This is a genomic window from Pseudomonas sp. MPFS (assembly GCF_022537035.1).
Taxonomy (GTDB): domain Bacteria; phylum Pseudomonadota; class Gammaproteobacteria; order Pseudomonadales; family Pseudomonadaceae; genus Aquipseudomonas; species Aquipseudomonas sessilinigenes.
Genome location: NZ_CP066123.1, coordinates 5,295,485 through 5,319,265 on the forward strand (window position 1 = coordinate 5,295,485; position 23,781 = coordinate 5,319,265).

At 62.0% G+C, this 23,781-nt stretch carries 21 protein-coding genes; 15 read left to right on the forward strand and 6 right to left on the reverse strand.

Annotation, left to right across the window (positions count from 1 at the left end; all coding sequences use genetic code 11):
* Positions 1-3 precede the first annotated feature (3 nt).
* Both I9018_RS24210 and arcD (I9018_RS24215) read right to left on the reverse strand, forming a co-directional pair.
* A complete protein-coding gene (locus I9018_RS24210; protein ID WP_241110193.1) occupies positions 4-885 on the reverse strand; it encodes an AlkA N-terminal domain-containing protein in 882 nt (293 codons plus the stop codon).
* A gap of 5 nt (positions 886-890) precedes the next feature.
* Positions 891-2,318, reverse strand: a complete 1,428-nt coding sequence (gene arcD, locus I9018_RS24215; RefSeq protein ID WP_068579182.1) for an arginine-ornithine antiporter — start codon at positions 2,316-2,318, stop codon at positions 891-893.
* Between the two features lie 455 nt (positions 2,319-2,773).
* Between arcD (I9018_RS24215) and arcD (I9018_RS24220) the strand changes: the two genes are divergently transcribed.
* The 13 genes from arcD (I9018_RS24220) (at position 2,774) to I9018_RS24280 (ending at position 17,695) form a co-directional block, all read left to right on the forward strand.
* Positions 2,774-4,201, forward strand: a complete 1,428-nt coding sequence (gene arcD, locus I9018_RS24220) for an arginine-ornithine antiporter (RefSeq protein ID WP_068579181.1) — start codon at positions 2,774-2,776, stop codon at positions 4,199-4,201.
* 49 nt (positions 4,202-4,250) lie between these two features.
* Complete coding sequence (gene arcA, locus I9018_RS24225; RefSeq protein ID WP_068579179.1) at positions 4,251-5,507, forward strand: arginine deiminase; 1,257 nt, start codon at positions 4,251-4,253, stop codon at positions 5,505-5,507.
* A gap of 77 nt (positions 5,508-5,584) precedes the next feature.
* Complete coding sequence (locus tag I9018_RS24230; RefSeq protein WP_241107683.1) at positions 5,585-6,595, forward strand: ornithine carbamoyltransferase; 1,011 nt, start codon at positions 5,585-5,587, stop codon at positions 6,593-6,595.
* Positions 6,596-6,657: 62 nt separating this feature from the next.
* Positions 6,658-7,587 carry a carbamate kinase gene (gene arcC, locus I9018_RS24235; RefSeq protein ID WP_241107684.1) on the forward strand — a complete coding sequence of 310 codons (930 nt, stop codon included), beginning with the start codon at positions 6,658-6,660 and terminating at the stop codon, positions 7,585-7,587.
* 68 nt (positions 7,588-7,655) lie between these two features.
* Complete coding sequence (locus tag I9018_RS24240; RefSeq protein WP_068579175.1) at positions 7,656-8,015, forward strand: DUF5064 family protein; 360 nt, start codon at positions 7,656-7,658, stop codon at positions 8,013-8,015.
* Between the two features lie 165 nt (positions 8,016-8,180).
* Positions 8,181-9,689 carry a sigma-54-dependent transcriptional regulator gene (locus I9018_RS24245; protein WP_068579172.1) on the forward strand — a complete coding sequence of 503 codons (1,509 nt, stop codon included), beginning with the start codon at positions 8,181-8,183 and terminating at the stop codon, positions 9,687-9,689.
* Positions 9,690-9,807: 118 nt separating this feature from the next.
* Complete coding sequence (locus tag I9018_RS24250) at positions 9,808-10,221, forward strand: anti-virulence regulator CigR family protein (protein ID WP_241107685.1); 414 nt, start codon at positions 9,808-9,810, stop codon at positions 10,219-10,221.
* A 386-nt stretch (positions 10,222-10,607) separates the two neighbouring features.
* Entirely contained in the window at positions 10,608-10,991 is a 384-nt protein-coding gene (gene gcvH / locus I9018_RS24255; protein ID WP_068579169.1) for a glycine cleavage system protein GcvH, read from the forward strand.
* A gap of 10 nt (positions 10,992-11,001) precedes the next feature.
* A complete protein-coding gene (gcvP, locus tag I9018_RS24260) occupies positions 11,002-13,851 on the forward strand; it encodes an aminomethyl-transferring glycine dehydrogenase (protein WP_241107686.1) in 2,850 nt (949 codons plus the stop codon).
* Positions 13,852-13,966: 115 nt separating this feature from the next.
* A complete protein-coding gene (locus I9018_RS24265; RefSeq protein ID WP_068579164.1) occupies positions 13,967-15,343 on the forward strand; it encodes an L-serine ammonia-lyase in 1,377 nt (458 codons plus the stop codon).
* A gap of 39 nt (positions 15,344-15,382) precedes the next feature.
* Complete coding sequence (gcvT, locus tag I9018_RS24270) at positions 15,383-16,507, forward strand: glycine cleavage system aminomethyltransferase GcvT (RefSeq protein ID WP_241107687.1); 1,125 nt, start codon at positions 15,383-15,385, stop codon at positions 16,505-16,507.
* A gap of 390 nt (positions 16,508-16,897) precedes the next feature.
* Complete coding sequence (locus tag I9018_RS24275; protein ID WP_007977299.1) at positions 16,898-17,110, forward strand: cold-shock protein; 213 nt, start codon at positions 16,898-16,900, stop codon at positions 17,108-17,110.
* Between the two features lie 96 nt (positions 17,111-17,206).
* The gene (locus I9018_RS24280; RefSeq protein WP_068579159.1) at positions 17,207-17,695 is read left to right on the forward strand and encodes an RDD family protein; all 489 of its coding nucleotides are present in this window, start codon (positions 17,207-17,209) and stop codon (positions 17,693-17,695) included.
* Positions 17,696-17,757: 62 nt separating this feature from the next.
* On the opposite strand, the gene nadA is transcribed toward I9018_RS24280, so the two are convergent.
* Entirely contained in the window at positions 17,758-18,816 is a 1,059-nt protein-coding gene (gene nadA / locus I9018_RS24285; protein WP_068579158.1) for a quinolinate synthase NadA, read from the reverse strand.
* Between the two features lie 249 nt (positions 18,817-19,065).
* Entirely contained in the window at positions 19,066-19,944 is an 879-nt protein-coding gene (locus tag I9018_RS24290) for a phytanoyl-CoA dioxygenase family protein (RefSeq protein ID WP_068579157.1), read from the reverse strand.
* A gap of 79 nt (positions 19,945-20,023) precedes the next feature.
* Here I9018_RS24290 and I9018_RS24295 point away from each other — a divergent pair, with 79 nt between their 5' ends.
* A complete protein-coding gene (locus I9018_RS24295) occupies positions 20,024-21,046 on the forward strand; it encodes an AraC family transcriptional regulator (protein WP_241107688.1) in 1,023 nt (340 codons plus the stop codon).
* Positions 21,047-21,091: 45 nt separating this feature from the next.
* On the opposite strand, the gene I9018_RS24300 is transcribed toward I9018_RS24295, so the two are convergent.
* Positions 21,092-21,370 carry a LytTR family DNA-binding domain-containing protein gene (locus tag I9018_RS24300; protein WP_241107689.1) on the reverse strand — a complete coding sequence of 93 codons (279 nt, stop codon included), beginning with the start codon at positions 21,368-21,370 and terminating at the stop codon, positions 21,092-21,094.
* Positions 21,371-21,442: 72 nt separating this feature from the next.
* Positions 21,443-22,054 carry a TetR/AcrR family transcriptional regulator gene (locus I9018_RS24305; protein WP_241107690.1) on the reverse strand — a complete coding sequence of 204 codons (612 nt, stop codon included), beginning with the start codon at positions 22,052-22,054 and terminating at the stop codon, positions 21,443-21,445.
* A 316-nt stretch (positions 22,055-22,370) separates the two neighbouring features.
* On the opposite strand from I9018_RS24305, the gene I9018_RS24310 reads away from it, so the two are divergent.
* Entirely contained in the window at positions 22,371-23,780 is a 1,410-nt protein-coding gene (locus I9018_RS24310) for an APC family permease (protein ID WP_241107691.1), read from the forward strand.
* Position 23,781 lies beyond the last annotated feature (1 nt).

The following is a 23,781-nucleotide window of genomic DNA, read 5'->3' on the forward strand; positions in this document are numbered from 1 at the left end:
GACTCAGCCGCCAGCCGCCCACAGGTGCTGCGCGGCATAGCCGCGCCACGGCCGCCAGGCTTCGGCGCGGGCCAACAGCTGGCGCGCATTCGGCCGCTGGCCCTGCAATGTCGCCATGGCATTGAGCAACCCGACGTCTGCCGCCGGAAAGGCATCCATCTCGCGCATGTGCCGCAGGGCGATGTAGTGCGCCGTCCAGTCACCGATTCCAGACAGTTGCAACAGCCCCTGGACACCTTGCTGCAGGCTGCCCTTGGGCTCCAGCAGCAACGGGTCGTCCAGCAGCGCCTGGGCCACCCCGGACAGGGTCCGAGCACGACTGCGGGGCATCCCCAGCGCGGCCAGGTCTGCCGAGGCCAGGGCCGTGGGCGTGGCAAACACATGGCTCAGCCCTGGCCACAGGGGATCGCCACAGGCCAAGGGGCGGCCGTGCAACGCCACCAGCCGCCCTGCCAGGTCGATAGCGCCCTGCACGGTAATCTGCTGGCCCAGCACGGCGCGGATCGCCAGTTCGAAACCATCCCAGGCTCCCGGGACCCTCAATCCGGGACGGCTGCGCAGTAACGGCTGCAGCAACTCGTCCATAGCCAATTCACGAGCGATTCGCTGCAAGTCGGCGTCCAGGTCGAACTGGCGGCGCACACGCATCACCACCTGCCCGATCAGCTGCGGCGACAAGTCCTGGCCGGCCGACTGGAAACGCACATCCAGTTGCTCCCCTGGCCCCGGGCGTACGCTCAAGGTGCCGGACTGTCCGTCGAGTTCGAAACTCCGGGCGTAGGCCTCGCCCTGCACCACCTCCAGGCCAGCGATGGCGCGCCGCGCCAGAAAGCCCAGCATCGCCTGCCAGTCGTAGGGCCCGGCATAGGGCAGCAGCAGTCGCAGCTCATTCATAACGCCAGCAAACCACTGTAGAGGCCGTAGGCCGCCAGCAACGCGCCGACGATCACGGCACTGAAGATCAGCTTCTCCGGCAGGGTGAACAACGGCTCGCCCTGCTCATGCTTGGCCTTGGCAAACAGGATCACTCCTGGGGCATAGAGCAGGGCCGAGAGCAGCAGGTACTTGACCCCTCCGGCGTACAGCAACCAGATGGCGTAGCTCAGGGCAATGCTGGCGATAAGCAGGTCCTTCATCCGCTGCCCGGTGGCTTGCTCGTAGGTTTCACCACGGCCACTGAGCAACACCGCATAGGCGGCGGACCACAGATAGGGCACCAGGATCATCGACGAAGCCAGGTAGATCAGCTTGGTGTAGGTGCCGGCGGAGACCAGGGTGATCAGCAGGAACACCTGGATCATCACGTTGGTCAGCCACAGGGCGTTGACCGGTACATGGTTGGCGTTTTCCTTGCGCAAGAACGCCGGCATGGTCCGGTCGCTCGCGGTGGCGTGGAGGATCTCCGCGCACAACAGGGCCCAGGACAACAGGGCCCCCAGCAGCGATACCGCCAGGCCGATGCTGATCAGCAAGGCGCCCCAGGGCCCGACAATGTGCTCCAGTACCGCCGCCAGGGACGGGTTCTGCAACCTGGCCAGCTCCGGCTGGCTCATGATCCCCAGCGACAGCACGTTGACCAGCACCAACAGCGCCAGCACGCCGAGGAAACCTATCACCGTGGCCCGCCCGACATCCTCGCGCTTCTGCGCCCGCGCCGAGTACACGCTGGCCCCCTCGATGCCGATGAAGACGAAGACCGTGACCAGCATCATGTTGCGCACCTGGTCCAGCACCCCGCCGAAATTCGGGTTGCTGTGCCCCCAGATATCGCGGGTGAAGATCTCCGCCTTGAAGGCCACCGCGGCGATCACGATGAACATCACCAAAGGCACGATCTTGGCCACCGTGGTCAGCTGGTTGATGAACGTGGCTTCCTTGATCCCGCGCAGTACCAGAAAGTGCACGGCCCACAGCAGCAGCGAGGCACAACCGATGGCCACCGGGGTATTGCCCTGGCCGAACACCGGGAAGAAATAGCCCAGGGTGCTGAACAGCAGGACGAAGTAGCCGACGTTGCCCAGCCAGGCGCTGATCCAGTAGCCCCAGGCCGAAGAAAAACCCATGTAGTCGCCGAAACCGGCCTTGGCATAGGCGTAGACCCCGGAATCCAGTTCAGGCTTGCGATTGGCCAGGGTCTGGAACACGAAGGCCAGGGTCAGCATACCGACCGCGGTAATCGCCCAGCCGATCAGGACCGCCCCGGCGTCGGCCCGGGCCGCCATGTTCTGCGGCAAGGAAAAGATCCCGCCGCCAATCATGGAACCCACCACCAACGCGATCAGCGCACCCAATTGAAGCTTTTGTGCCGGTTGTGACATCCCTACTCCTTATATCAGCGAGTCGCCCTGGCGATAAAATTAGACGCAATTAAATAACTTTCTAGGAAATTGATTCTGATAGTAACAGTCAATTAACCATCCTTTATTCGGACACTCCGCGAACACCCGCCAGAACACACTGAATAACCGAGTATTTTGTTAAGAGCATGTGCCAAGTGCCATCACCCATCTCGCCTTAATTAGCGAGCGAGATGATTTGCATATTCTTTGAAAGGGTCTAGCGTCAATCGACATCGATAATGGAAGCCGCCTCTTTTTGAAAGGAGATCAAAGCCTTATGGGATGGGCCTTGCAGGGCTGCATTCTACCTCTCGCTACACGTCTTAAGTCATTCATTCACAACGAAATGCAGCAATTGACTGATCCAAGTCAGCAGTTTGGATTGGCGACAGACTTAATCTGAAGTCTCTCTTCTCCTGCATTGGAGTCATGCAATGTCTGAATCTCCCGGAAAACTAAAACTGGGCGCATTAGTCGCCTTGGTAGTGGGTTCCATGATTGGCGGGGGGATCTTTTCCTTGCCGCAGAACATGGCAGCCAGCGCCGATGTCGGGGCAGTTCTTATTGGTTGGGCAATTACTGCAGTCGGCATGTTGACATTGGCATTCGTCTTTCAAACCCTGGCCAATCGCAAACCTGACCTGGATGGCGGTGTATATGCCTACGCCAAGGCCGGATTCGGCGACTACATGGGCTTCTCCTCAGCCTGGGGCTACTGGATCAGCGCCTGGTTGGGCAACGTCGGCTACTTCGTCCTGTTGTTCAGCACCCTGGGTTACTTCTTCCCGATCTTCGGTGAGGGCAACACTCCTGCGGCGGTGATCGGTGCCTCGGTCCTGCTCTGGGCCGTGCACTTTCTGGTACTGCGCGGTATCAAGGAAGCGGCCTTCATCAACCTGGTGACCACGGTGGCCAAGGTGGTGCCGCTGCTGCTGTTCGTGCTGATCGCGCTCTTCGCCTTCAAGCTGGACATCTTCACCGCTGACATCTGGGGCGTGAAGAACCCGGACCTGGGCAGCGTGATGAACCAGGTACGCAACATGATGCTGGTCACCGTCTGGGTGTTCATCGGCATCGAGGGCGCGAGCATCTTCTCTTCCCGGGCGGAAAAACGCTCCGACGTGGGCAAGGCCACCGTCATCGGCTTCATCACCGTGCTGCTGTTCCTGGTGCTGGTGAACGTGCTGTCCCTGGGGATCATGACCCAGCCGGAACTGGCCAAGCTGCAGAACCCATCCATGGCCGCGGTCCTGGAACACGTGGTGGGCCACTGGGGCGCGCTGCTGATCAGCATCGGCCTGATCATCTCGCTGCTCGGAGCCCTGCTGTCGTGGGTCCTGTTGTGCGCCGAGATCATGTTCGCCGCCGCCAAGGACCACACCATGCCGGAGTTCCTGCGCCGCGAGAACGCCAACCATGTACCGGCCAACGCCCTGTGGCTGACCAACGTCATGGTGCAGGTCTTCCTGGTCATCACCCTGTTTTCCAAGGGCACCTACCTGTCGCTGATCTACCTGGCCACCTCGATGATCCTGGTGCCGTACCTGTGGTCGGCGGCTTACGCGGTACTCCTGGCGGTACGTGGCGAAAGCTACGAACAGGCCCTGGCCGAGCGCAAGAAAGACCTGGTGATCGGCTGCATCGCCCTGCTCTACGCCATCTGGCTGTTGTACGCCGGTGGGGTCAAGTACCTGCTGCTCTCGGCCCTGCTGTACGCCCCCGGCGCGGTGCTCTTCGCCAAGGCCAAGATGGAATTGCACAAACCGATTTTCACCCGTGTCGAGAAGCTGATTTTCGCAGCCGTGCTCCTGGGCGCAGCCCTGGCGGCCTACGGACTCTACGACGGCTTCCTGACCCTATAGCTGCACCGGCAATACCCCCTGATTGTTTTACCTCTGGAGGATCACAGTAATGACCACGGAAAAAGTTAAGTACGGCGTCCATTCCGAAGCCGGCAAACTGCGCAAAGTCATGGTTTGCTCCCCAGGCCTGGCCCATCAGCGGCTGACCCCGAACAACTGCGATGAACTGCTGTTCGACGACGTGCTGTGGGTGGCCCAGGCCAAGCGCGATCACTTCGACTTCGTCACCAAGATGCGCGAGCGGGATATCGATGTGCTGGAGATGCACAACCTGCTGACCGACATCGTCGCCATCCCCGAAGCCCTGGACTGGATCCTGGAGCGCAAGATCACTGCCAACACCGTGGGCCTGGGGCTGGTGGAGGAAGTCGGCTCGTGGTTGCGCAGCCTGGAGCCGCGCAAGATCGCCGAATACCTCATCGGCGGAGTCTCGGCCGATGACCTGCCCAGCAGCTTCGGCGGCAAGACCATCGAGATGTTCCGCGACTTCCTCGGCCACGCCAGCTTCATCCTGCCGCCGTTGCCCAACACCCAGTTCACCCGCGACACCACCTGCTGGATCTATGGCGGCGTGACGCTCAACCCCATGTACTGGCCGGCGCGACGCCAGGAAACCCTGCTGACCACCGCCATCTACAAGTTCCACCCCGAGTTCACCAACGCCGACTTCCAGATCTGGTACGGCGACCCCGACCAGGAGCATGGCGCCTCCACCCTGGAAGGCGGTGACGTCATGCCCATTGGCAACGGCGTGGTCCTGATCGGCATGGGCGAGCGTTCGTCCCACCAGGCCATCGGCCAACTGGCGCGCAACCTGTTCAAGAACAAGGCCGTGGAGCGAGTGATCGTTGCCGGCCTGCCGAAATCCCGCGCAGCGATGCACCTGGATACCGTGTTCAGTTTCTGCGACCGCGACCTGGTCACCATCTTCCCCGAAGTGGTCAATCAGATCGTTCCTTTCACCCTGCGCCCTGATGAGAGCAAGCCCCACGGCATCGATATCCAGCGCGAGAAGACCAACTTCCTCGACACCGTGGCCGCCGCCCTCAACCTCAAGGCCCTGCGAGTCGTGGAGACCGGCGGCAACAGCTTCGCCGCCGAACGCGAACAATGGGACGACGGCAACAACGTGGTGGCCGTGGAGCCCGGCGTGGTCATCGGCTACGACCGCAATACCTACACCAACACCCTGCTGCGCAAGGCCGGCGTGGAAGTCATCACCATCAGCGCCGGCGAACTGGGTCGCGGCCGTGGCGGCGGCCACTGCATGACCTGCCCGATCGTGCGCGACCCGATCGACTACTGAGCCTTTAGACGACCCACTGTCCGACCGCGCCCGCCCGGCGCCGGTCGGGCCGATCACCGAATTCGAGGAGAATCACCATGGCTTTCAACATCCACAACCGCAACCTGCTGAGCCTGGAACACCACACCCCACGCGAGCTGCGCTATCTGCTGGACCTGTCCCGCGACCTCAAGCGCGCCAAGTACACCGGCACCGAGCAGCAGCACCTGAAGGGCAACAACATCGCCCTGATCTTCGAAAAGACCTCCACCCGTACCCGCTGTGCCTTCGAGGTAGCGGCCTATGACCAAGGGGCCAACGTCACCTACATCGACCCCAATTCCTCGCAGATCGGCCACAAGGAAAGCATGAAGGACACCGCCCGGGTGCTGGGGCGCATGTACGACGCCATCGAGTACCGCGGCTTCAAGCAGGAGATCGTCGAGGAACTGGCGAAGTTCGCCGGGGTACCGGTGTTCAACGGCCTGACCGACGAATATCACCCGACCCAGATGATCGCCGACGTGCTGACCATGCGTGAGCACGCCGACAAGCCGATCCACGAGATCAGCTACGCCTACCTGGGCGATGCCCGCAACAACATGGGCAACTCGCTGCTGCTGGTGGGCGCCAAGCTCGGCATGGACGTGCGCATCTGCGCGCCCAAGGCCCTGTGGCCCCATGACGACCTGGTCGAGCGCTGCAAGAAATACGCTGAGGAAAGCGGCGCGCGCATCACCCTCACCGAGGACCCGAAAGCCGCGGTCAAGGGCGTCGACTTCATCCACACCGACGTCTGGGTCTCCATGGGCGAGCCGGTCCAAGCCTGGGCCGAGCGCATCGAGCAACTGCTGCCCTACCAGGTCAACACCCAGTTGATGAAGGCCACCGGCAACCCACGGACCAAGTTCATGCACTGCCTGCCGGCCTTCCACAACAGCGATACCAAGGTCGGCAAGCAGATCGCCGAGCAGTATCCGCACCTGGCCAACGGCATCGAAGTCACCGATGACGTGTTCGAGTCCCCGGCCTGCATCGCCTTCGAGCAGGCGGAGAACCGCATGCACACCATCAAGGCGATCCTGGTCTCGACCCTGGCCGACCTGTAATTCCCCTTCGGCACCGGCGCTGCCCAGGTAGCGCCGGCACCGGACTCTAGAAGGACTGCATTATGCGTATCGTCGTTGCATTGGGCGGTAACGCCCTGCTCCGCCGTGGTGAACCCATGACCGCGGACAACCAGCGCGCCAACATCCGCATCGCCACCGAACAGATCGCCAAGATCCATCCCGGCAACCAGCTGGTGATCGCCCACGGCAATGGTCCGCAAGTGGGACTGCTGTCGCTGCAGGCGGCGGCCTACACCCAGGTCTCGCCCTACCCGCTGGACGTACTTGGCGCCGAGACCGAGGGCATGATCGGCTACATCATCGAACAGGAACTGGGCAACCTGCTGGACTTCGAGGTGCCGTTTGCCACCCTGCTGACCCAAGTGGAAGTGGACGCCAAGGACCCGGCCTTCAAGAACCCGACCAAGCCCATCGGCCCGGTCTACGACAAGGAAGAAGCCGAGAAGCTGGCCAAGGAAAAAGGCTGGGCCATTGCCCCGGACGGTGACAAGTACCGCCGTGTAGTGGCGAGCCCGAAACCCAAGCGCATCTTCGAGATCCGTCCGATCAAGTGGCTGCTGGAAAAAAGCAGCATCGTGATCTGCGCCGGTGGCGGCGGTATCCCGACCCTGTATGGCGAGGACGGCAAGCTCAAGGGCATCGAGGCGGTGATCGACAAGGACCTGTGCTCGGCACTGCTGGCCCGGCAACTGGAAGCCGACCTGCTGGTGATCGCCACCGACGTCAACGCGGCGTTCGTCGACTTCGGCAAGCCGACCCAGAAGGCCATTGCCCAGGCCCATCCGGACGAAATCGAGAAGCTCGGCTTTGCCGCCGGCTCCATGGGACCCAAGGTCCAGGCGGCCTGCGAATTCGCCCGGCAGACTGGAAAAGTCGCGGTGATCGGTTCACTCTCGGACATTGAAGCCATCGTCCAGGGCCAGGCCGGTACGCGCATCAGCACAGGCAGACCCGGCATCAGCTACCTGTAGACGCCCGCTGCTGGAACACGGGCAGGCCCATCGCCTGCCCCTCTTTAACGCCCAGGAGGACAACGCCTATGGCCATGTTTGAGCCCGGTCACCTGCATATCGAGCGCCATGCGCTGAACAAGGACGACTACAGCTACAACCTGTGCATCGACTATGAACTGGCCCAGGACCCCAAGGAGGGTCGCGGCATGCAGTTCACCCTGCACGGCACCATCGAGGACAAGCCCCTCAAGGAGCAGTTCTTCCTGGCCAAGGACCAGGCCTTCGACTTCGCCCGCCATGCCGCGCGTATCGCCCAGCAACACGGGATGCCCAAGAGCGCCAATATTTCGTCCTTGCACAAGTATTACGACGAGATGTTCGAAGACGTGCGCAGGCAACTGGACATCAAGCCCGGCGACCCGATGAAACCCGAGCATCTGGAATAGCACCTCGCCTTGTGCAGGAGTCGGCCGGCCCCCCCTGCTTGGCATCGGCTCCGTGCCTGATGCAAGCGCCCCGCAGGGCTGCACGATAGCCGCGACGATTTCGACTAAGCCCTTCGTCCAAGGCATACTGGCGCCCCTCAGTGTCCCAGAACCTTCCGTCACCCCATGCGTATCCATGTCAGCTTCATCGACCGCGTCGGCATCACCCAGGAAGTCCTGGCCCTGCTGGGTGGACGTAATCTCAACCTGGATGCGGTGGAAATGGTGCCACCCAACGTCTACATCGACGCTCCGACACTGAGCCCCGAAGTCCTGGAAGAGCTGCGCGACGCCCTGTTCAACGTACGAGGTGTACAGGCAGTGACCGTGGTCGACATCCTGCCCGGCCAACGTCGCCACCTGCAGCTCGATGCCCTGTTGGCAGCCATGACCGATCCAGTGCTGGCCCTGGACAGCGCCGGCAAGGTCCTGCTGGCCAACCCGGCGCTGATTGCCCTGTGCGGTCGCGAACCTGCGGGAGAAAGCGTCGCCGAATTGTTTGCCGACCCTGGCCTGCTCGCCTCCCTCCTGGAAAACGGCTTTCGCCTGCCCCTTCGGGAAATCATCCTCAATGGCCAGACCCTGCTACTCGATGCCACCCCCATCACCGATGCCGGTGCGCTGCTGACCCTGTACCAGCCCAACCGTATTGGCGAGCAGTTGTCGGCGCTGCACCACGATCACGCCGAAGGCTTCGACGCCCTGCTCGGCGAATCGCCAGCGATCCGTACCCTCAAGGCCCGGGCCCAGCGGGTAGCGGCCCTGGATGCCCCGTTGCTGATCCAGGGTGAAACCGGGACCGGCAAGGAACTGGTGGCCCGGGCCTGTCACGCCATCAGTACCCGCCACAGCGCGCCGTTCCTGGCGCTGAACTGCGCCGCGCTGCCGGAAAACCTCGCCGAGAGCGAGTTGTTCGGCTATGCCCCGGGGGCCTTCACCGGGGCCCAGCGCGGGGGCAAGCCAGGGCTGATGGAGCTGGCCAACCAGGGCACGGTATTCCTCGATGAAATCGGCGAGATGTCGCCCTACCTGCAAGCCAAGCTCCTGCGCTTTCTCAACGACGGCAGCTTTCGTCGCGTCGGCGGCGACCGCGAGATCAAGGTCAATGTGCGCATCCTCAGCGCGACCCATCGCGACCTGGAGAAAATGGTCAGCGAGGGCAGTTTCCGCGAGGACCTGTTCTACCGCCTCAATGTGCTGAACATCGAGGTACCGCCGTTGCGCGAGCGCGGCCAGGACATCCTGCTCCTGGCCCGCTACTTCATGCAGCAGGCCTGTACCCAGATCCAGCGGCCGGTATGCCGCCTGACGCCGGGCACCTACCCGGCGCTGCTGGGCAATCGCTGGCCAGGCAACGTGCGCCAGTTGCAGAACGTGATCTTCCGGGCCGCAGCGATCTGCGAGAGCAACCTGGTGGACATCGGTGACCTGGATATCGCCGGTACGTCGGTGGCACGCCAGAACGATGTCGAGGTACAGAGCCTGGAACAGGCCGTGGAAAGCTTCGAGAAGGAGCTGCTGGAAAGCCTCTACGTCAACTACCCCTCCACCCGGCAATTGGCCAGCCGACTGCAAACGTCCCACACCGCCATCGCCCATCGCCTGCGCAAATACGGTATCCCCGGCAAGGCCTGAAAGCCCCTCATGCCTGTTGCTGCACGCCCGATGAGCCCCTGCGGCACCTTCATCCTTACGCCCTATTGAACAGCAGCTACGCTCAAACACTCGGGCAGGCACACGAGGATGACCGGGCATGAAAACCAAGTCTCTGCTGGTGGTCGCATTGGGCGCGGCCCTGGTCGGCACCTGCCTTTCACCGCAGGCAGACCCGGGAAAAGGCAAAGGCCATGGCGAACAGCATGGCCATCAAGGAAATGCCGGTGACCGCCAGGTGGGTCCATCCATCGACCCAGGCGGGATACGCGGCATCCTCGAGGGCAACCGGGGGTACTGGAGCCCCGGCCCGTCACTGCCTCCCGGTATCCAGACAAAACTCGCTCGGGGCAAACCGCTCCCACCCGGCATTGCGAAGAAACTCGATGGCCGGCTGCTCGGGCATCTGCCTCGCTACGACGGTTATGAATGGCAGCAAGCCGGAACCGACCTGATCCTGGTGACGATCGCCACAGGGGTGATCTATGAAGTGCTGCACGGCATTCTCGATTGAATCCCAGTGACCGCAGGCCAGGGCCAATGAGCCTGGGGGCCGAAGAGTTTCGTTGTCGGCCCTGCCAGGCTCCATCACTGGCTGCACGCCTGGAAACGACCTTTACCTGTACTGAAAGCGCTACAGTGGAACGATTTCGATACAGCCATAGCCAAGCACCGTCGCCCAAGGCTTTGATACCCAAAGCGTTTTTTCAGGGCTCTCTGCTGTAGCGATTTCGCTACATCGAACAAATCTCCAGATCCTGGAAACCTCAATAACCAATTGATTTATAAGCAATAACTCAATATTGGCCACATTCTTGCTATGGACATCGTCATTCGGCTCGGCCTGGCCCGAGCATTCAATCGCGTCCACCAGACGAAATCTGGCCCTAAGGAGTTTCCATGAGCGAGTTGCGTTTCACTGAAGATCACGAATGGCTGCGTACCGAAGCCGATGGCAGCGTCACCGTCGGCATCACGGCTTTCGCCCAGAACGCCTTGGGCGATGTGGTGTTTGTGCAACTGCCTGAACTGCAGGGTTACGAAAAAGGTGCCGAAGCGGCCACCGTGGAATCGGTAAAGGCGGCAAGCGGCGTGTACATGCCCCTGGATGGCGAAGTGGTAGCCACCAACCCGGCCCTGGAAGACAGCCCGGAGCTGGTCAACGAAGACCCGCTGGGCGAAGGCTGGTTCTTCCGCTTCATTCCTGCCGACGCCGCTGCCGTTGGCCAACTGCTGGACCAGGACGCCTACGACCGCCTGATCCAAGCCAACGCCCAGGCCTGAGGAGTCCGCCATGACCGTCAACCTGACCACCACCAACGAATTCATCAGCCGCCACATTGGCCCGCGCCAGGACGATGAGCAAGCCATGCTCGCCAGCCTGGGCTTCGACTCCCTGGAAGCCCTGAGCGCCAGTGTGATCCCCGAGAGCATCAAGGGCACTAGCGTACTGGAACTGGGCAACGGCCAGAGCGAAGCCCAGGCCCTGGCATCGATCAAGGCCATCGCCGCCAAGAACCAACTGTTCAAGACCTATATCGGCCAGGGCTACTACAACTGCCACACCCCTTCGCCGATCCTGCGCAACCTGTTGGAAAACCCGGCCTGGTACACCGCCTACACCCCGTATCAGCCGGAGATTTCCCAGGGCCGCCTGGAAGCCCTGCTGAACTTCCAGACCTTGATCAGCGACCTCACCGGCCTGCCGATCGCCAACGCCTCCTTGCTCGACGAAGGCACCGCCGCCGCCGAAGCCATGACCTTCTGCAAGCGCCTGAGCAAGAACAAGGGCAGCCATGCCTTCTTCGCTTCCGTGCACTGCCATCCGCAGACCCTCGACGTACTGCGTACCCGGGCCGAACCGCTGGGCATCACTGTGGTGGTGGGCGATGAACGTCAACTGACCGATGTCAGCCCGTTCTTCGGCGCCCTGCTGCAATACCCGGCCAGCAACGGCGATCTGTTCGACTATCGCGAGCTGACCGAGCGCTTCCATGCTGCCAACGCCCTGGTGGCCGTCGCCGCCGACTTGCTGGCCCTGACCCTGTTGACCCCGCCAGGCGAATTCGGCGCCGACGTGGCCATCGGCAGCGCCCAACGCTTTGGTGTACCGCTGGGTTTCGGCGGCCCGCACGCTGCCTACTTCTCCACCCGCGATGCGTTCAAGCGCGACATGCCCGGCCGCCTGGTCGGCGTCTCGGTGGACCGTTTCGGCAAGCCGGCGCTGCGCCTGGCCATGCAGACTCGCGAGCAGCACATCCGCCGCGAGAAGGCCACCAGCAACATCTGCACCGCCCAGGTACTGCTGGCCAACATCGCTAGCATGTATGCCGTTTACCACGGCCCCAAGGGCCTGGCGCAAATGGCCCAGCGCATCCACCAACTGACGGCGATCCTGGCCCAGGGCCTGGCCGAAATGGGCCTGCCTGTCGAGCAGCAAGGCTTCTTCGACACCCTGAGCCTGCACACCGGTGCCCGCACTGCCGCGCTGCATGAGCAGGCGCGTGCACAGCGCATCAACCTGCGGGTGATCGACGCCGAGCGCCTGGGCCTGTCCCTGGACGAAACCTGCTCCCAGTCCGACGTCGAGACCCTGTGGACACTGCTGGCCGAGGGCAAGTCGGTGCCAGACTTCGCCACCGTGGCCAAGGCCACTTCCAGTCGCATTCCTGCGGCACTGGTGCGCCAGTCGGCGATCCTCAGCCATCCGGTCTTCAATCGCTATCACTCGGAAACCGAGCTGATGCGCTACCTGCGCAAGCTGGCGGACAAGGACCTGGCCCTGGACCGCACCATGATCCCGCTGGGCTCGTGCACCATGAAGCTCAACGCCGCCAGCGAAATGATCCCGATCACTTGGGCCGAGTTCGGCGCCCTGCACCCCTTCGCTCCGACCGCGCAAAGTGCCGGCTACCAGCAACTGACCAGCGAACTGGAAGCGATGCTCTGCGCCGCCACCGGCTATGACGCCGTCTCCCTGCAGCCCAATGCCGGCTCCCAGGGCGAGTACGCCGGCCTGCTGGCGATCCGCGCCTATCACCAGAGCCGTGGCGAAGGTCGTCGCGATATCTGCCTGATCCCGTCTTCGGCCCACGGCACCAACCCGGCCACCGCCAACATGGCCGGCATGCGCGTGGTGGTCACCGCCTGCGACGCCCGTGGCAACGTGGATATCGAAGACCTGCGAGCCAAGGCCATCGAGCACCGCGAGCACCTCGCTGCGCTGATGATCACCTACCCATCGACCCACGGCGTGTTCGAGGAAGGCATCCGCGAGATCTGCGGCATCATTCATGACAACGGCGGCCAGGTGTACATCGACGGCGCCAACATGAACGCCATGGTCGGCCTCTGCGCCCCAGGCAAGTTCGGTGGCGATGTGTCCCACCTGAACCTGCACAAGACCTTCTGCATTCCCCACGGCGGTGGCGGCCCGGGTGTCGGCCCGATCGGCGTCAAGTCGCACCTGGCACCGTTCCTGCCTGGCCATGCGGCCCTGGCCAACAAGCAAGGCGCGGTTTGCGCCGCGCCGTTCGGCAGCGCCAGCATCCTGCCGATCACCTGGATGTACATCAGCATGATGGGCGGTGCCGGCCTCAAGCGTGCCTCACAGATGGCGATCCTCAATGCCAACTACATCTCCCGTCGCCTGGAAGAGCACTACCCTGTGCTCTACACCGGCAGCAACGGCCTGGTGGCCCACGAATGCATCCTCGACCTGCGCCCATTGAAGGACAGCAGTGGCATCAGCGTCGACGACGTGGCCAAGCGCCTGATCGACTTCGGCTTCCACGCCCCGACCATGTCGTTCCCGGTGGCCGGCACCTTGATGATCGAGCCGACCGAAAGTGAATCCAAGGAAGAACTGGACCGCTTCTGCGACGCCATGATCCGTATCCGCGAGGAAATCCGCGCGGTGGAGAACGGCGCCCTGGACAAGGACGACAACCCGCTGAAGAACGCTCCGCACACGGCTGCCGAACTGGTGGGCGAGTGGAGCCATCCGTACAGCCGCGAACAAGCGGTGTATCCGGTGGCTTCGTTGGTCGAAGGCAAGTACTGGCCTCCTGTGGGTCGGGTCGACAACGTGTTCGGCGACCGCAACCTGGTGTGCGCCTGCCCGTCGATCGAAAACTACGCTTAAGGCAGCAACAAGCTAATAGCCTCAAGCTGCAAGCAAGAGTCGCCCGACTTCTGACTTGCAGCTTGCGGCTTGTGCCTTACCGCTGCCGCTATAACAAGAAACCGGAGAACCCCACATGTCCCTGAGTGTGTTCGACCTGTTCAAGATTGGCATCGGCCCCTCCAGCTCCCACACCGTTGGCCCGATGCGCGCAGCCGCGCGCTTCGTCGAGGGCTTGCGCCGTGAGCAGCTACTGGCCGCCACCACCAGCGTCAAGGTCGAGCTGTACGGCTCGCTGGGCGCCACCGGCAAGGGCCACGGCAGCGACAAGGCCGTGCTGCTGGGCCTGGAAGGCGAACAGCCGGACACCGTGGATACCGAGAATATTGCCGCGCGCCTGCAAGCCATACGTAGCAGCGCCAGCATCAACCTGCTCGGCGAACAGCGCATCGCGTTCAACGAGAAAGAACACCTGGCACTGATCCGCAAGCCCCTGCCCTATCACCCCAACGGCATGATCTTTCGTGCCTTCGATAGCGCCGGCCTGCAGATCCGCAGCCGCGAGTACTACTCCGTGGGTGGTGGTTTCGTCGTCGATGAGGATGCCGCCGGCGCCGACCGCATCGTCGAGGACACCACGCCCCTGACCTTTCCCTTCAAGACCGCCAAGGAGCTGATGCTGCACTGCAGCACCTATGGCCTGTCCATCAGCCAGGTCATGCTGGGCAACGAAAGTGCCTGGCGCCCGGAAGCCCAGACCCGCGAAGGCTTGCTGAAGATCTGGCAAGTCATGCAGGACTGCGTGGACGCCGGTTGCCGCCATGAAGGCGTGCTGCCGGGCGGGCTCAAGGTCAAGCGCCGAGCCCCGGCCCTGTACCGCCAGCTGTGCAAGCACCCGGAAGCAGCCCTGCGCGATGCGCTGTCGGTACTGGACTGGGTCAACCTCTATGCCTTGGCGGTCAACGAGGAAAACGCCAATGGCGGCCGGGTGGTCACCGCGCCCACCAACGGCGCCGCCGGCATCATCCCGGCGGTCCTGCACTACTACATGCGCTTCATCCCCGGGGCCAACGAGGACGGGGTGGTGCGTTTTCTCCTGACCGCCGCCGCCATCGGCATCCTCTACAAGGAAAACGCCTCGATCTCCGGCGCCGAAGTCGGTTGCCAGGGGGAAGTGGGCGTGGCCTGCTCGATGGCCGCCGGCGCCCTGTGCGAGGTACTGGGTGGCAGCGTGCAGCAGGTGGAGAACGCCGCGGAAATCGGCATGGAACACAACCTCGGACTGACTTGCGACCCCATTGGCGGGCTGGTGCAGGTGCCCTGCATCGAACGCAACGCCATGGGCTCGGTGAAAGCCATCAATGCGGTGCGCATGGCCTTGCGCGGAGACGGACAACATTTCGTCTCCCTGGACAAGGTGATCCGCACCATGCGCCAGACGGGCGCCGACATGAAAAGCAAATACAAGGAAACCGCCCGTGGCGGTTTGGCCGTGAACATTATCGAGTGCTGATACCCAAGCCAGGTATCGGCTCATTTTCAGGAGTTGCCCATGTCCACCGAAACACTGTTGAAAACCCCGCTGCACAACCTGCACCTGGAACTGGGGGCGCGCATGGTGCCGTTCGCCGGCTACGACATGCCGGTGCAGTACCCGCTGGGGGTAATGAAGGAACACCAGCACAGCCGTGAGCAAGCCGGGTTGTTCGATGTGTCCCACATGGGCCAGATCCTGTTGCGTGGCGCCAACGCCGCCCAGGCCCTGGAAACCCTGGTGCCGGTAGACATCATCGACCTGCCTGTGGGCATGCAGCGCTATGCCATGTTCACCCATGAGCAAGGCGGCATCCTCGACGACCTGATGGTGGCCAACCTGGGCGACGAGCAGCTGTTCCTGGTGGTCAATGCCGCCTGCAAGGACCAGGACCTGGCCCACCTGCGCCGGCATATCGGCGAGCAATGCGATATTCAGCCGTTGTTCGAAGAGCGCGCCCTCCTGGCCCTGCAAGGCCCGGCGGCGGTCACGGTGCTGGCGCGCCTGGCACCGCAAGTGGCGCAGATGACCTTCATGCAGTTCAAGCCAGTAACGCTGCTGGGGGTGGATTGCTTCGTCAGCCGTTCGGGCTACACCGGTGAAGACGGTTTCGAGATTTCGATTCCCGCCGACCAGGCGGAAAAGATCGCCCGCGCCCTGCTGACCGAACCGGAAGTGGCGCCCATTGGCCTGGGCGCCCGCGACTCCCTGCGCCTGGAAGCCGGCCTGTGCCTCTATGGCCATGACATGAACGAGCAGACCACACCGATCCAGGCCAGCCTGCTCTGGGCCATCTCCAAGGTCCGCCGCGCCGATGGTGCCCGGGCCGGTGGTTTCCCCGGTGCCGAAGTGATCTTCGCCCAGCAACAAGAAGGCGTGGCGCGCAAGCGTGTCGGCCTGCTGCCCCAGGAACGCACACCGGTACGTGAAGGCGCGGAAATCGTCGATGCCGACGGCAATATCATCGGTAGCGTGTGCAGTGGCGGCTTTGGCCCGACCCTGGGTGGGCCATTGGCCATGGGTTACCTGGATATCCAGTACACCGCTCTCGATACGCCGGTCGCCGCAATAGTTCGTGGGAAAAAGGTGCCAATGCTTGTAAGCAAAATGCCATTCGTCCCACAACGCTACTACCGTGGCTAAAGGACTGTTTCTATAAGTAACGCGGTTGCGTTAAAAGTGCACTAATCTGTAACGCAACCGCCATAAAACAGTGCATATTTTCGATACTGAAAGTCACTTATAACCCCCGAAAAGAATTGAACAATCCTATCGAATAAGCATCATGCGCTAGTTCTGCCAAACCTCGGCAAGCTGCGTAAAACCGGGGCTTCGCGGGGCTTGTTTTTTCTCCCATAGTTGGCGTAGAGTTTCCCCACTGTGTTTGCATGGGTCGCTTGGAATCGTGACCTGGGCAGTAGCTAACAAGTTTGCTACACCCGTTCGACGTCTCTTACTTTCCTGCAACCCAGCCCAGTACTCTTCCAAAGGAAGAGACTGTCATTAATTTTTTAGCGTCAAAGGAAATAAGAAATGTCCCAACGTCAGAGCGGTACCGTCAAGTGGTTTAACGACGAGAAAGGTTTTGGTTTTATCACTCCAGAGAGCGGTCCGGATCTGTTCGTACACTTCCGCGCCATTCAAGGCAACGGCTTCAAAAGCCTGAAAGAAGGCCAGAAAGTGACCTTCATCGCTGTGCAAGGCCAGAAAGGCATGCAGGCTGACGAAGTACAAGCAGAAGCTTAATCGTCTGTAACGAAAAAGCCCCTGATGCTGACATCAGGGGCTTTTTTGTGCGTGCAATTCCGTAAAATGGCTTCTTTTTTCAGATGAGAGCCTGTCATGTCGAAACATCTGCTAAGCCCCCAAGGCGAATTCCCCGCCGCCGGCCTGGGTCGTCGCCTGGCAGCGATGTTCTATGATTTCCTACTGTGCGTCGCCTTGCTGATCGTCACGGGCGGCATCTACAAACTGATCCAGATGCAGATCATCGGTGAAGCCCGTATGCGGACCCTGACCGAGTCCGGGGCGCTGGACGGTGATCCTCTGTACTCCACCGTCCTTTTGTTCGTGTTGTTCGGTTTCTTCGCCAAGTTCTGGACTCACACCGGCCAGACCCTGGGCATGCAAGTCTGGGGCATTCGCGTGCAGAACGCCGATGGCAGCCGCATCAACCTGTGGCAAGCGCTGCTGCGCTTCATGGTGTCCATTGCCTCGTGGCTGTGTGCCGGGCTGGGCTTTTTCTGGGTGCTGATAGACAAGCAGAAACGCAGCTGGCACGACATCTACTCCAACACCCAGCTGGTGCGTATCCCCAAGCGGAAAAAATGATCTGCCCCATATGAAAACGCCCCGACAGATCGGGGCGTTTTTTTTGTCCGTGACAACAACCTTCAGGCGTTGCCAGCCAGCTTCATCCGCGCAGCCTGGGTGAAATCCAGCATGCGCTTGAGTGGGCGAATGGCATTGGGGATCAGCGCCGGGTCCACATGGATCTCGTTGCTGCCCTGTTGCAGGCAATGCAGGGTGCGCTCCAGGGTGTTCATAGCCATCCACGGGCAATGGGCACAACTGCGGCAAGCCGCGCCATTACCGGCAGTAGGTGCCTCGATGAAGACCTTGTCCGGGCACAGCTGCTGCATCTTGTAGAAGATGCCGCGATCGGTTGCGACGATGAAGGTCTTGTTCGGCAGGCGCTGCGCCGCGGCAATCAACTGGCTGGTGGAACCCACCGCATCGGCCAACTCGATCACCGAGCTTGGCGACTCCGGATGCACCAGGATCGCCGCATCCGGGTACAGGGCCCGCATGTCTTCGAGCTGCTTGGACTTGAACTCTTCATGCACGATGCAGGCACCGTCCCAGAGCAGCATGTCGGCACCGGTCTGGCGCTGGATATAGGTGCCCAGGTGCTTGTCCGGGCCCCAGATGATCTTCTCGCCGTTGTCCATCAGGCTCTCGACGATCTCCAGGGCGCAGCTGGATGTCACCACCCAGTCGGCCCGGGCCTTCACCGCAGCGGAAGTGTTGGCGTACACCACTACCGTACGCTCGGGATGCTGGTCGCAGAAGGCGGAGAACTCATCCACCGGGCACCCCAGGTCCAGGGAGCAGGTAGCCTCCAGCGTCGGCATCAGCACGCGCTTTTCGGGATTGAGGATCTTCGCCGTCTCGCCCATGAAGCGTACGCCGGCCACCACCACGGTCTTGGCCGGATGGGCATTGCCAAAGCGGGCCATTTCCAGGGAATCGGAAACACAGCCACCGGTCTCTTCGGCCAGGGCCTGGATCACCGGGTCGCAATAGAAGTGGGCAACCAGCACCGCATCTTGAGCCTTGAGCTCAGCCGCGATGGCGGCACGGAAATGAGCCTCTTGCTCAGCACTCAGGGGCACAGGCTGTTTGGCGTCGAGGTGGGCTTGAACCAGAAGGCGTTCGGAAATTTGCGTCATGTTCGCAAGACCTGCAGGCGCTTGGGCGCGAAAGTCGAGTATACCACCGGCTCCGGACCGCTCAGGGCCCCGCCGGGAGAGTGAATTCATCAGGCACGGACAACGTTGGAGCCGCGCAAGGCTACAGAATATCCCGGGTATTCAAAAGCTTATTCTGTCCGCCGGCTGATCTTCACAGCGCATACCGACTGACGGGCAAAACGCTGTTGGCCCGGCTAGCGGCTCGACCGGGCCAACGGCCATTGGCACTCAGTCGGCGCCCACGCTGGACGGCTCCTCCAGCACTCGCTTGGGATGCATGCCATTGACCATGCCCATGAACGGCGCATGGATCGAGTAGCCCAGCAAGCGCTGGATGTGTTCGCTGCACTGGCGCACGGTATCGCGCGGGATCGACAGGCTGAAGTTCTCCTGCTGGCGTGCCCAGGGCTCGCAATACTGTGCAGTCAGGGCCAAGCGCGGTGCCTGGCTGTGATTGGCGCCACCGCCATGCCAAAGCGTGCCGAGAAAGAACACCACCGATCCCTTGGGCATCACCACCGGTTGCGCGCAGGCCCGCTCCGCCTCGGTGGGTAGGCGACCATCCCAGAGATGGCTACCGGGGATGACCAGGGTGGCGCCGTTGTCCGTGGTGAAGTCATCCACCGCCATGACCGTGGCCGCGCCATAAGGTGGCCGCGGACGCGCCACCGGATAGAACGCATCATCGTAATGCAGGCTCTGCGCGGCCTCTCCCGGCAGGATATTGATGGCCTGCAGCTGGGACAGCAGGTAGTTCGGTGCCAGGATCCGATCCAGCAGGCCGAGCACCAGCGGATGCTCCACCAAAGGGTTGCAAGCCAAGGTCTTGGCGATCACCGCGTACAGGCGTTGGGTGCGCATGCCCTCGAAGGCATTGCGTCCGGTGTGATGCGAAAAGAGCCCACCAAGCGCCCTGCGCATCTCATCCACCTGCTGCTCATCGAACAGGCGTTCGAGCACCACGAAGCCATCGCGCTGCAAGCCCCTGGCAAGGTTTTCCAGCAGCGCCGGTGCCACGGCTTCCTGGCTGCCAGCAGTCGATGGATGGGTCCTGGCATAACCGCTGTGCATGTAGTCGTGCTGCTCGGGCAAGGTCTTGTTATTCATTGCTCTGCTCCCGGGTGGTAGGTAGCCTCAATTTGTAGGACCCTGGCGCAACCGCCAATGACGCTTTGCCTCACCTGACATGACCGACTGGATCGTTGCCCCGACCATTCCCGCCCGCTTTGCCCGCGAACTGCTGGCTCAGTTGCGCCTGGATGCAACCACCCACGACGCCCTGCTGCAACGCTGCGGGCTGTCCAGGGAGATGCTGCATGACGGTCATCGGCTGGCTCCCCTCACCTACCGGGCCTTGAGCCGGCTGGCCGTAGGAGCCAGTCACGACGAAGCCTTCGGATTCTTCGCCCGGCCCGTTCCCCTGGGCAGCTTCGCGCAATTGCTGCGACTGCTGGTGCACCTGCCCACCCTGGCCGACGCTCTTGAAGAAGCAGCGCGTTTTTACCAATTGTTCGATGGTGCACGGCCCTGGCAGCTGGAAAAGGACCTCAACAGTGCCCGCCTGGTACTGGTTCCGCGAACGACAGCCCAGGCCGACTCCACGCTCTGGCCCCATATGTTGCTACTGGCGCTCTGGCACAGCGCAAGCTGGCTCACAGGGCAAACCCTGCCGTTGCGCCAGATCGTCCTTCCCGAGCACCTCGCCACGTTCGCCCCGCAATCGCGCTTCCTGTTCGGCCACCAGCCCCGGTGCGGTACCAGGGCCCTGCTGGAACTACCAGTGGCCAGCCTGCGTGCCCCGATCCTGCGGCGCCCCGAGGAAGTGGCACGTTTCACCCGCCACTTGTTGCCGACCCTGATCGCGCAAGCTCCCGCGCCCCACCTCGAGATGCAGCTGCGCAGCCTGCTGTGCGCAGCCGAGCCCTTCGCCAGCCTGTCCGAGATCGCTGCCGCCCAGGCCCTGGGGCTTTCTCGACAAACCCTGGCGCGCAAGCTGGCAAGCCTGGGCACCAGCTTCCTCGGTATCCGCGAAGACCTGCGGCGCGACCTGGCCTGCGCCCAACTGGCACGTGGATCGATGAGCGTCGCCGACCTGGCACACCTGCTGGGCTACTCCGAACCCAGTGCGTTCCAACGCGCCTTCAAGCAATGGACCGGGCTTGCGCCAGGGGCCTATCGCGGTGGACGGCGCTCGATCCGAGCTGACTGATGGCCGCTCGGCTCGCCCCATCGAGGACTCGACGCCGCACTGCCTCTAGCCTTGTACCCTGACCATTTTGTTCACCAGTTCGTGATAGCGACGGCTTACCAGTACTACCACGCCGTTGCTCATCAGCAGCTCCATGTTCTTGCCATGGGTGCGCCTGGAAACAACGGCACACCGGCGTACCCAGTAGGATCGATGCACGCGAGAACCATCTTCCTCGGCAACATCGGCCAGTGCATTGCTGAAACGGTAGAGAACCAGTTCTTCCCCACGACTGGTGGTGACGCGCACGTAGTGTTTTTCCGCCTTGATCACCAGGATTTGCATGGCGCCAGACAGGCCTTGACCGCATGAGTAGCCAGCTCGGCCGTCCATCAGTTGGCAAGGGCAAAGCAGGTTCTAACCAACCTTGATGCCCCGGACCAGCATCTGGATCACCCCCCGGATGTAGTCCTGATGCGCTTCCAGATCGGGCGGATCTTCGGCCACCAATCGAATCAGTTGCATGAAGCTGATGTCCATCAAGCCCTGGATGCATAGCGCCACATCCAGCTGAGGATCCAGCATGCCCTTCTCCATCAGGCGCTCCACCAGGCCGGACATCTGCTGCTGGTGGCTCTTCAGGGAGTCCTGGTAGGCATCGAAGAATGCACTGCCTGGCGTCAGCATCAGCGGAAGGATTTCCCGCCATATCGAGGCCGGAAGGATCTGCAAGGTATGCAAGATGCCATGGTTCTCCAGGTAACACAGCGCCTCCACCGCGTTTTCAAATCCTTCCAGTGCGGTACGCGAGTCCAGCACCACCAACTCGTCCGATCCACTGAGGATGTCGAGAAGGATCTGCTGCTTGCTACCGAAGTAGTTGAATACGGTCGGCACGGAGACCCCCGCCCCTGCGGCAATCTGCTCGATGGTGGTGCCGTGGAAACCCTGCTGGGAAAACAGACCCAATGCCGCGTCGATGATGGCCTTGCGACGCTCTTCCTTCTGCCGCTCTCTCAACCCTGCCACTGATCATCCTTTATGTCCGTAAATGAAATCGCCCCGGGCGCATTAGCGTCGCCAGTTTAACCGAGAAAAATTTATAGTTGACTATAAGTTTTTCATGAACTAAAAAATAACCACGACCACAACAACAATAAGAGGTCCCCCATGCCGCCACATACCGTCCCCTGATCCCCGGGAAGCACACTTTCGGTGTGTCGTCTCTCATCACGCCAGCCCGCCGTTGCGCATCGCTTCACGCATTGCTCGTGAAGGTCCGGTTCGGCTCATGCCTGGAAATACAGCAACAGAACAGATGCCTGATGGCATCGTCGAGCAGCCCATGTCCACACAAAACAGAAATCCTGTGCGTTCTTCCCTGGGTACCAGCAGTCTGTTTTTCTTTGTCATCGCTGCCGCCGCGCCGCTGACATCCATCGCGGGCTTCGCACCACTGGCCTTCCTGATTGGCGGCCCGGCGACGCCCCTGGGTTTTATCGTGGCAGGCAGTGTCTACCTGGTCTTTGCCATTGGTTTCCTCAACTTTGTCCGGCATACGACCCGGGGGGGAGCCTTCTATACCTACGTCAGCATCGGCTTGGGGCCACACCTCGGTCTGGGGGCGGCGTTGATGGCCTATGTGGCCTATACCCTGGGCCAGGTGGGTTTCTGTGCCGCAGCAGGCCTGTTCACTCGCGAGGCGATCCACGGGATCTTCGGCACAGCCCCCTCCTGGGGCGCTTGCGCACTGGGGCTCACGTTCCTTTGTGGCCTGATGGCTTATCACCGCATCGAGTTCAACGCACGCGTCATGGCCCTGCTGATCCTTGCGGAAATCGGCATCCTCGCGCTGTTCGCCACCGTGGTTTTCATCAAGGGGGGAGCCCAAGGCATACGCTTTGAAAGCCTCGACCCAAGCGCCCTGCTGTCTCCCGGTACCGGAACGCTGCTGGTCCTGGCCTTCGTCGTATTCATCGGCTTCGAGCAGGCCGCCCTATACAGCGAAGAGGTGCATGACCCCAAGCGCACAATCCCCCGCGCCACCTACCTGGCGATCGGATTCCTGACGCTGTTCTATCTCTTCACGTCCTGGAGCATCTACATCGCCATCGGGCCTGACCAGTTCCAGCAAGTGCTGGCGGTCGATACCACCAACCTGGTCTTCAACCTCGCTAACCGCTACCTGGGTTCCTTCTGGTCATCGCTGATGCTGATACTGGTGGTGACCAGTTTCTTCGCCGGCGTGCTGGCCCTGCAAAACGCCAGCTCCCGCTACCTGCTGTCCATTGCACAGGAACGAATGCTCCCGGCACCTTTCGCCAGGCGCAACCGTCATGGTGTTCCGAGCTTCGCCGGACTTTTCCAGGCGGTCCTGGTTGGCCTGGTCATGCTGCTGGCCTACTGCGCCGATATCGACCCCTACCGCCAACTGATCATCTGGACCAACACACCGACCCTGGTGGGCGTCCTCATCCTGCAGGTGCTCGCCTCCCTGGCGGCGATACGTCACTTCCATGGCAAGGCTAGCGGCACAACGTATTGGCAGCGCTTCATCGCCCCCGCCAGCGCCAGCGTCATGCTGCTATCGGTGCTGGGCCTGCTGGTACGGGATATGCCATTGCTCACCGGCCTCTCCCAACCCTTGAATGCCGCGATCCTGCTGCCTCTGGTACTCGCCTTCGGTGCGGGTGTCATTCGCAGCCTTCGACTCAATGGGCAGGTATCCACCTGCCACGAACCCCCTGTCCACTGAT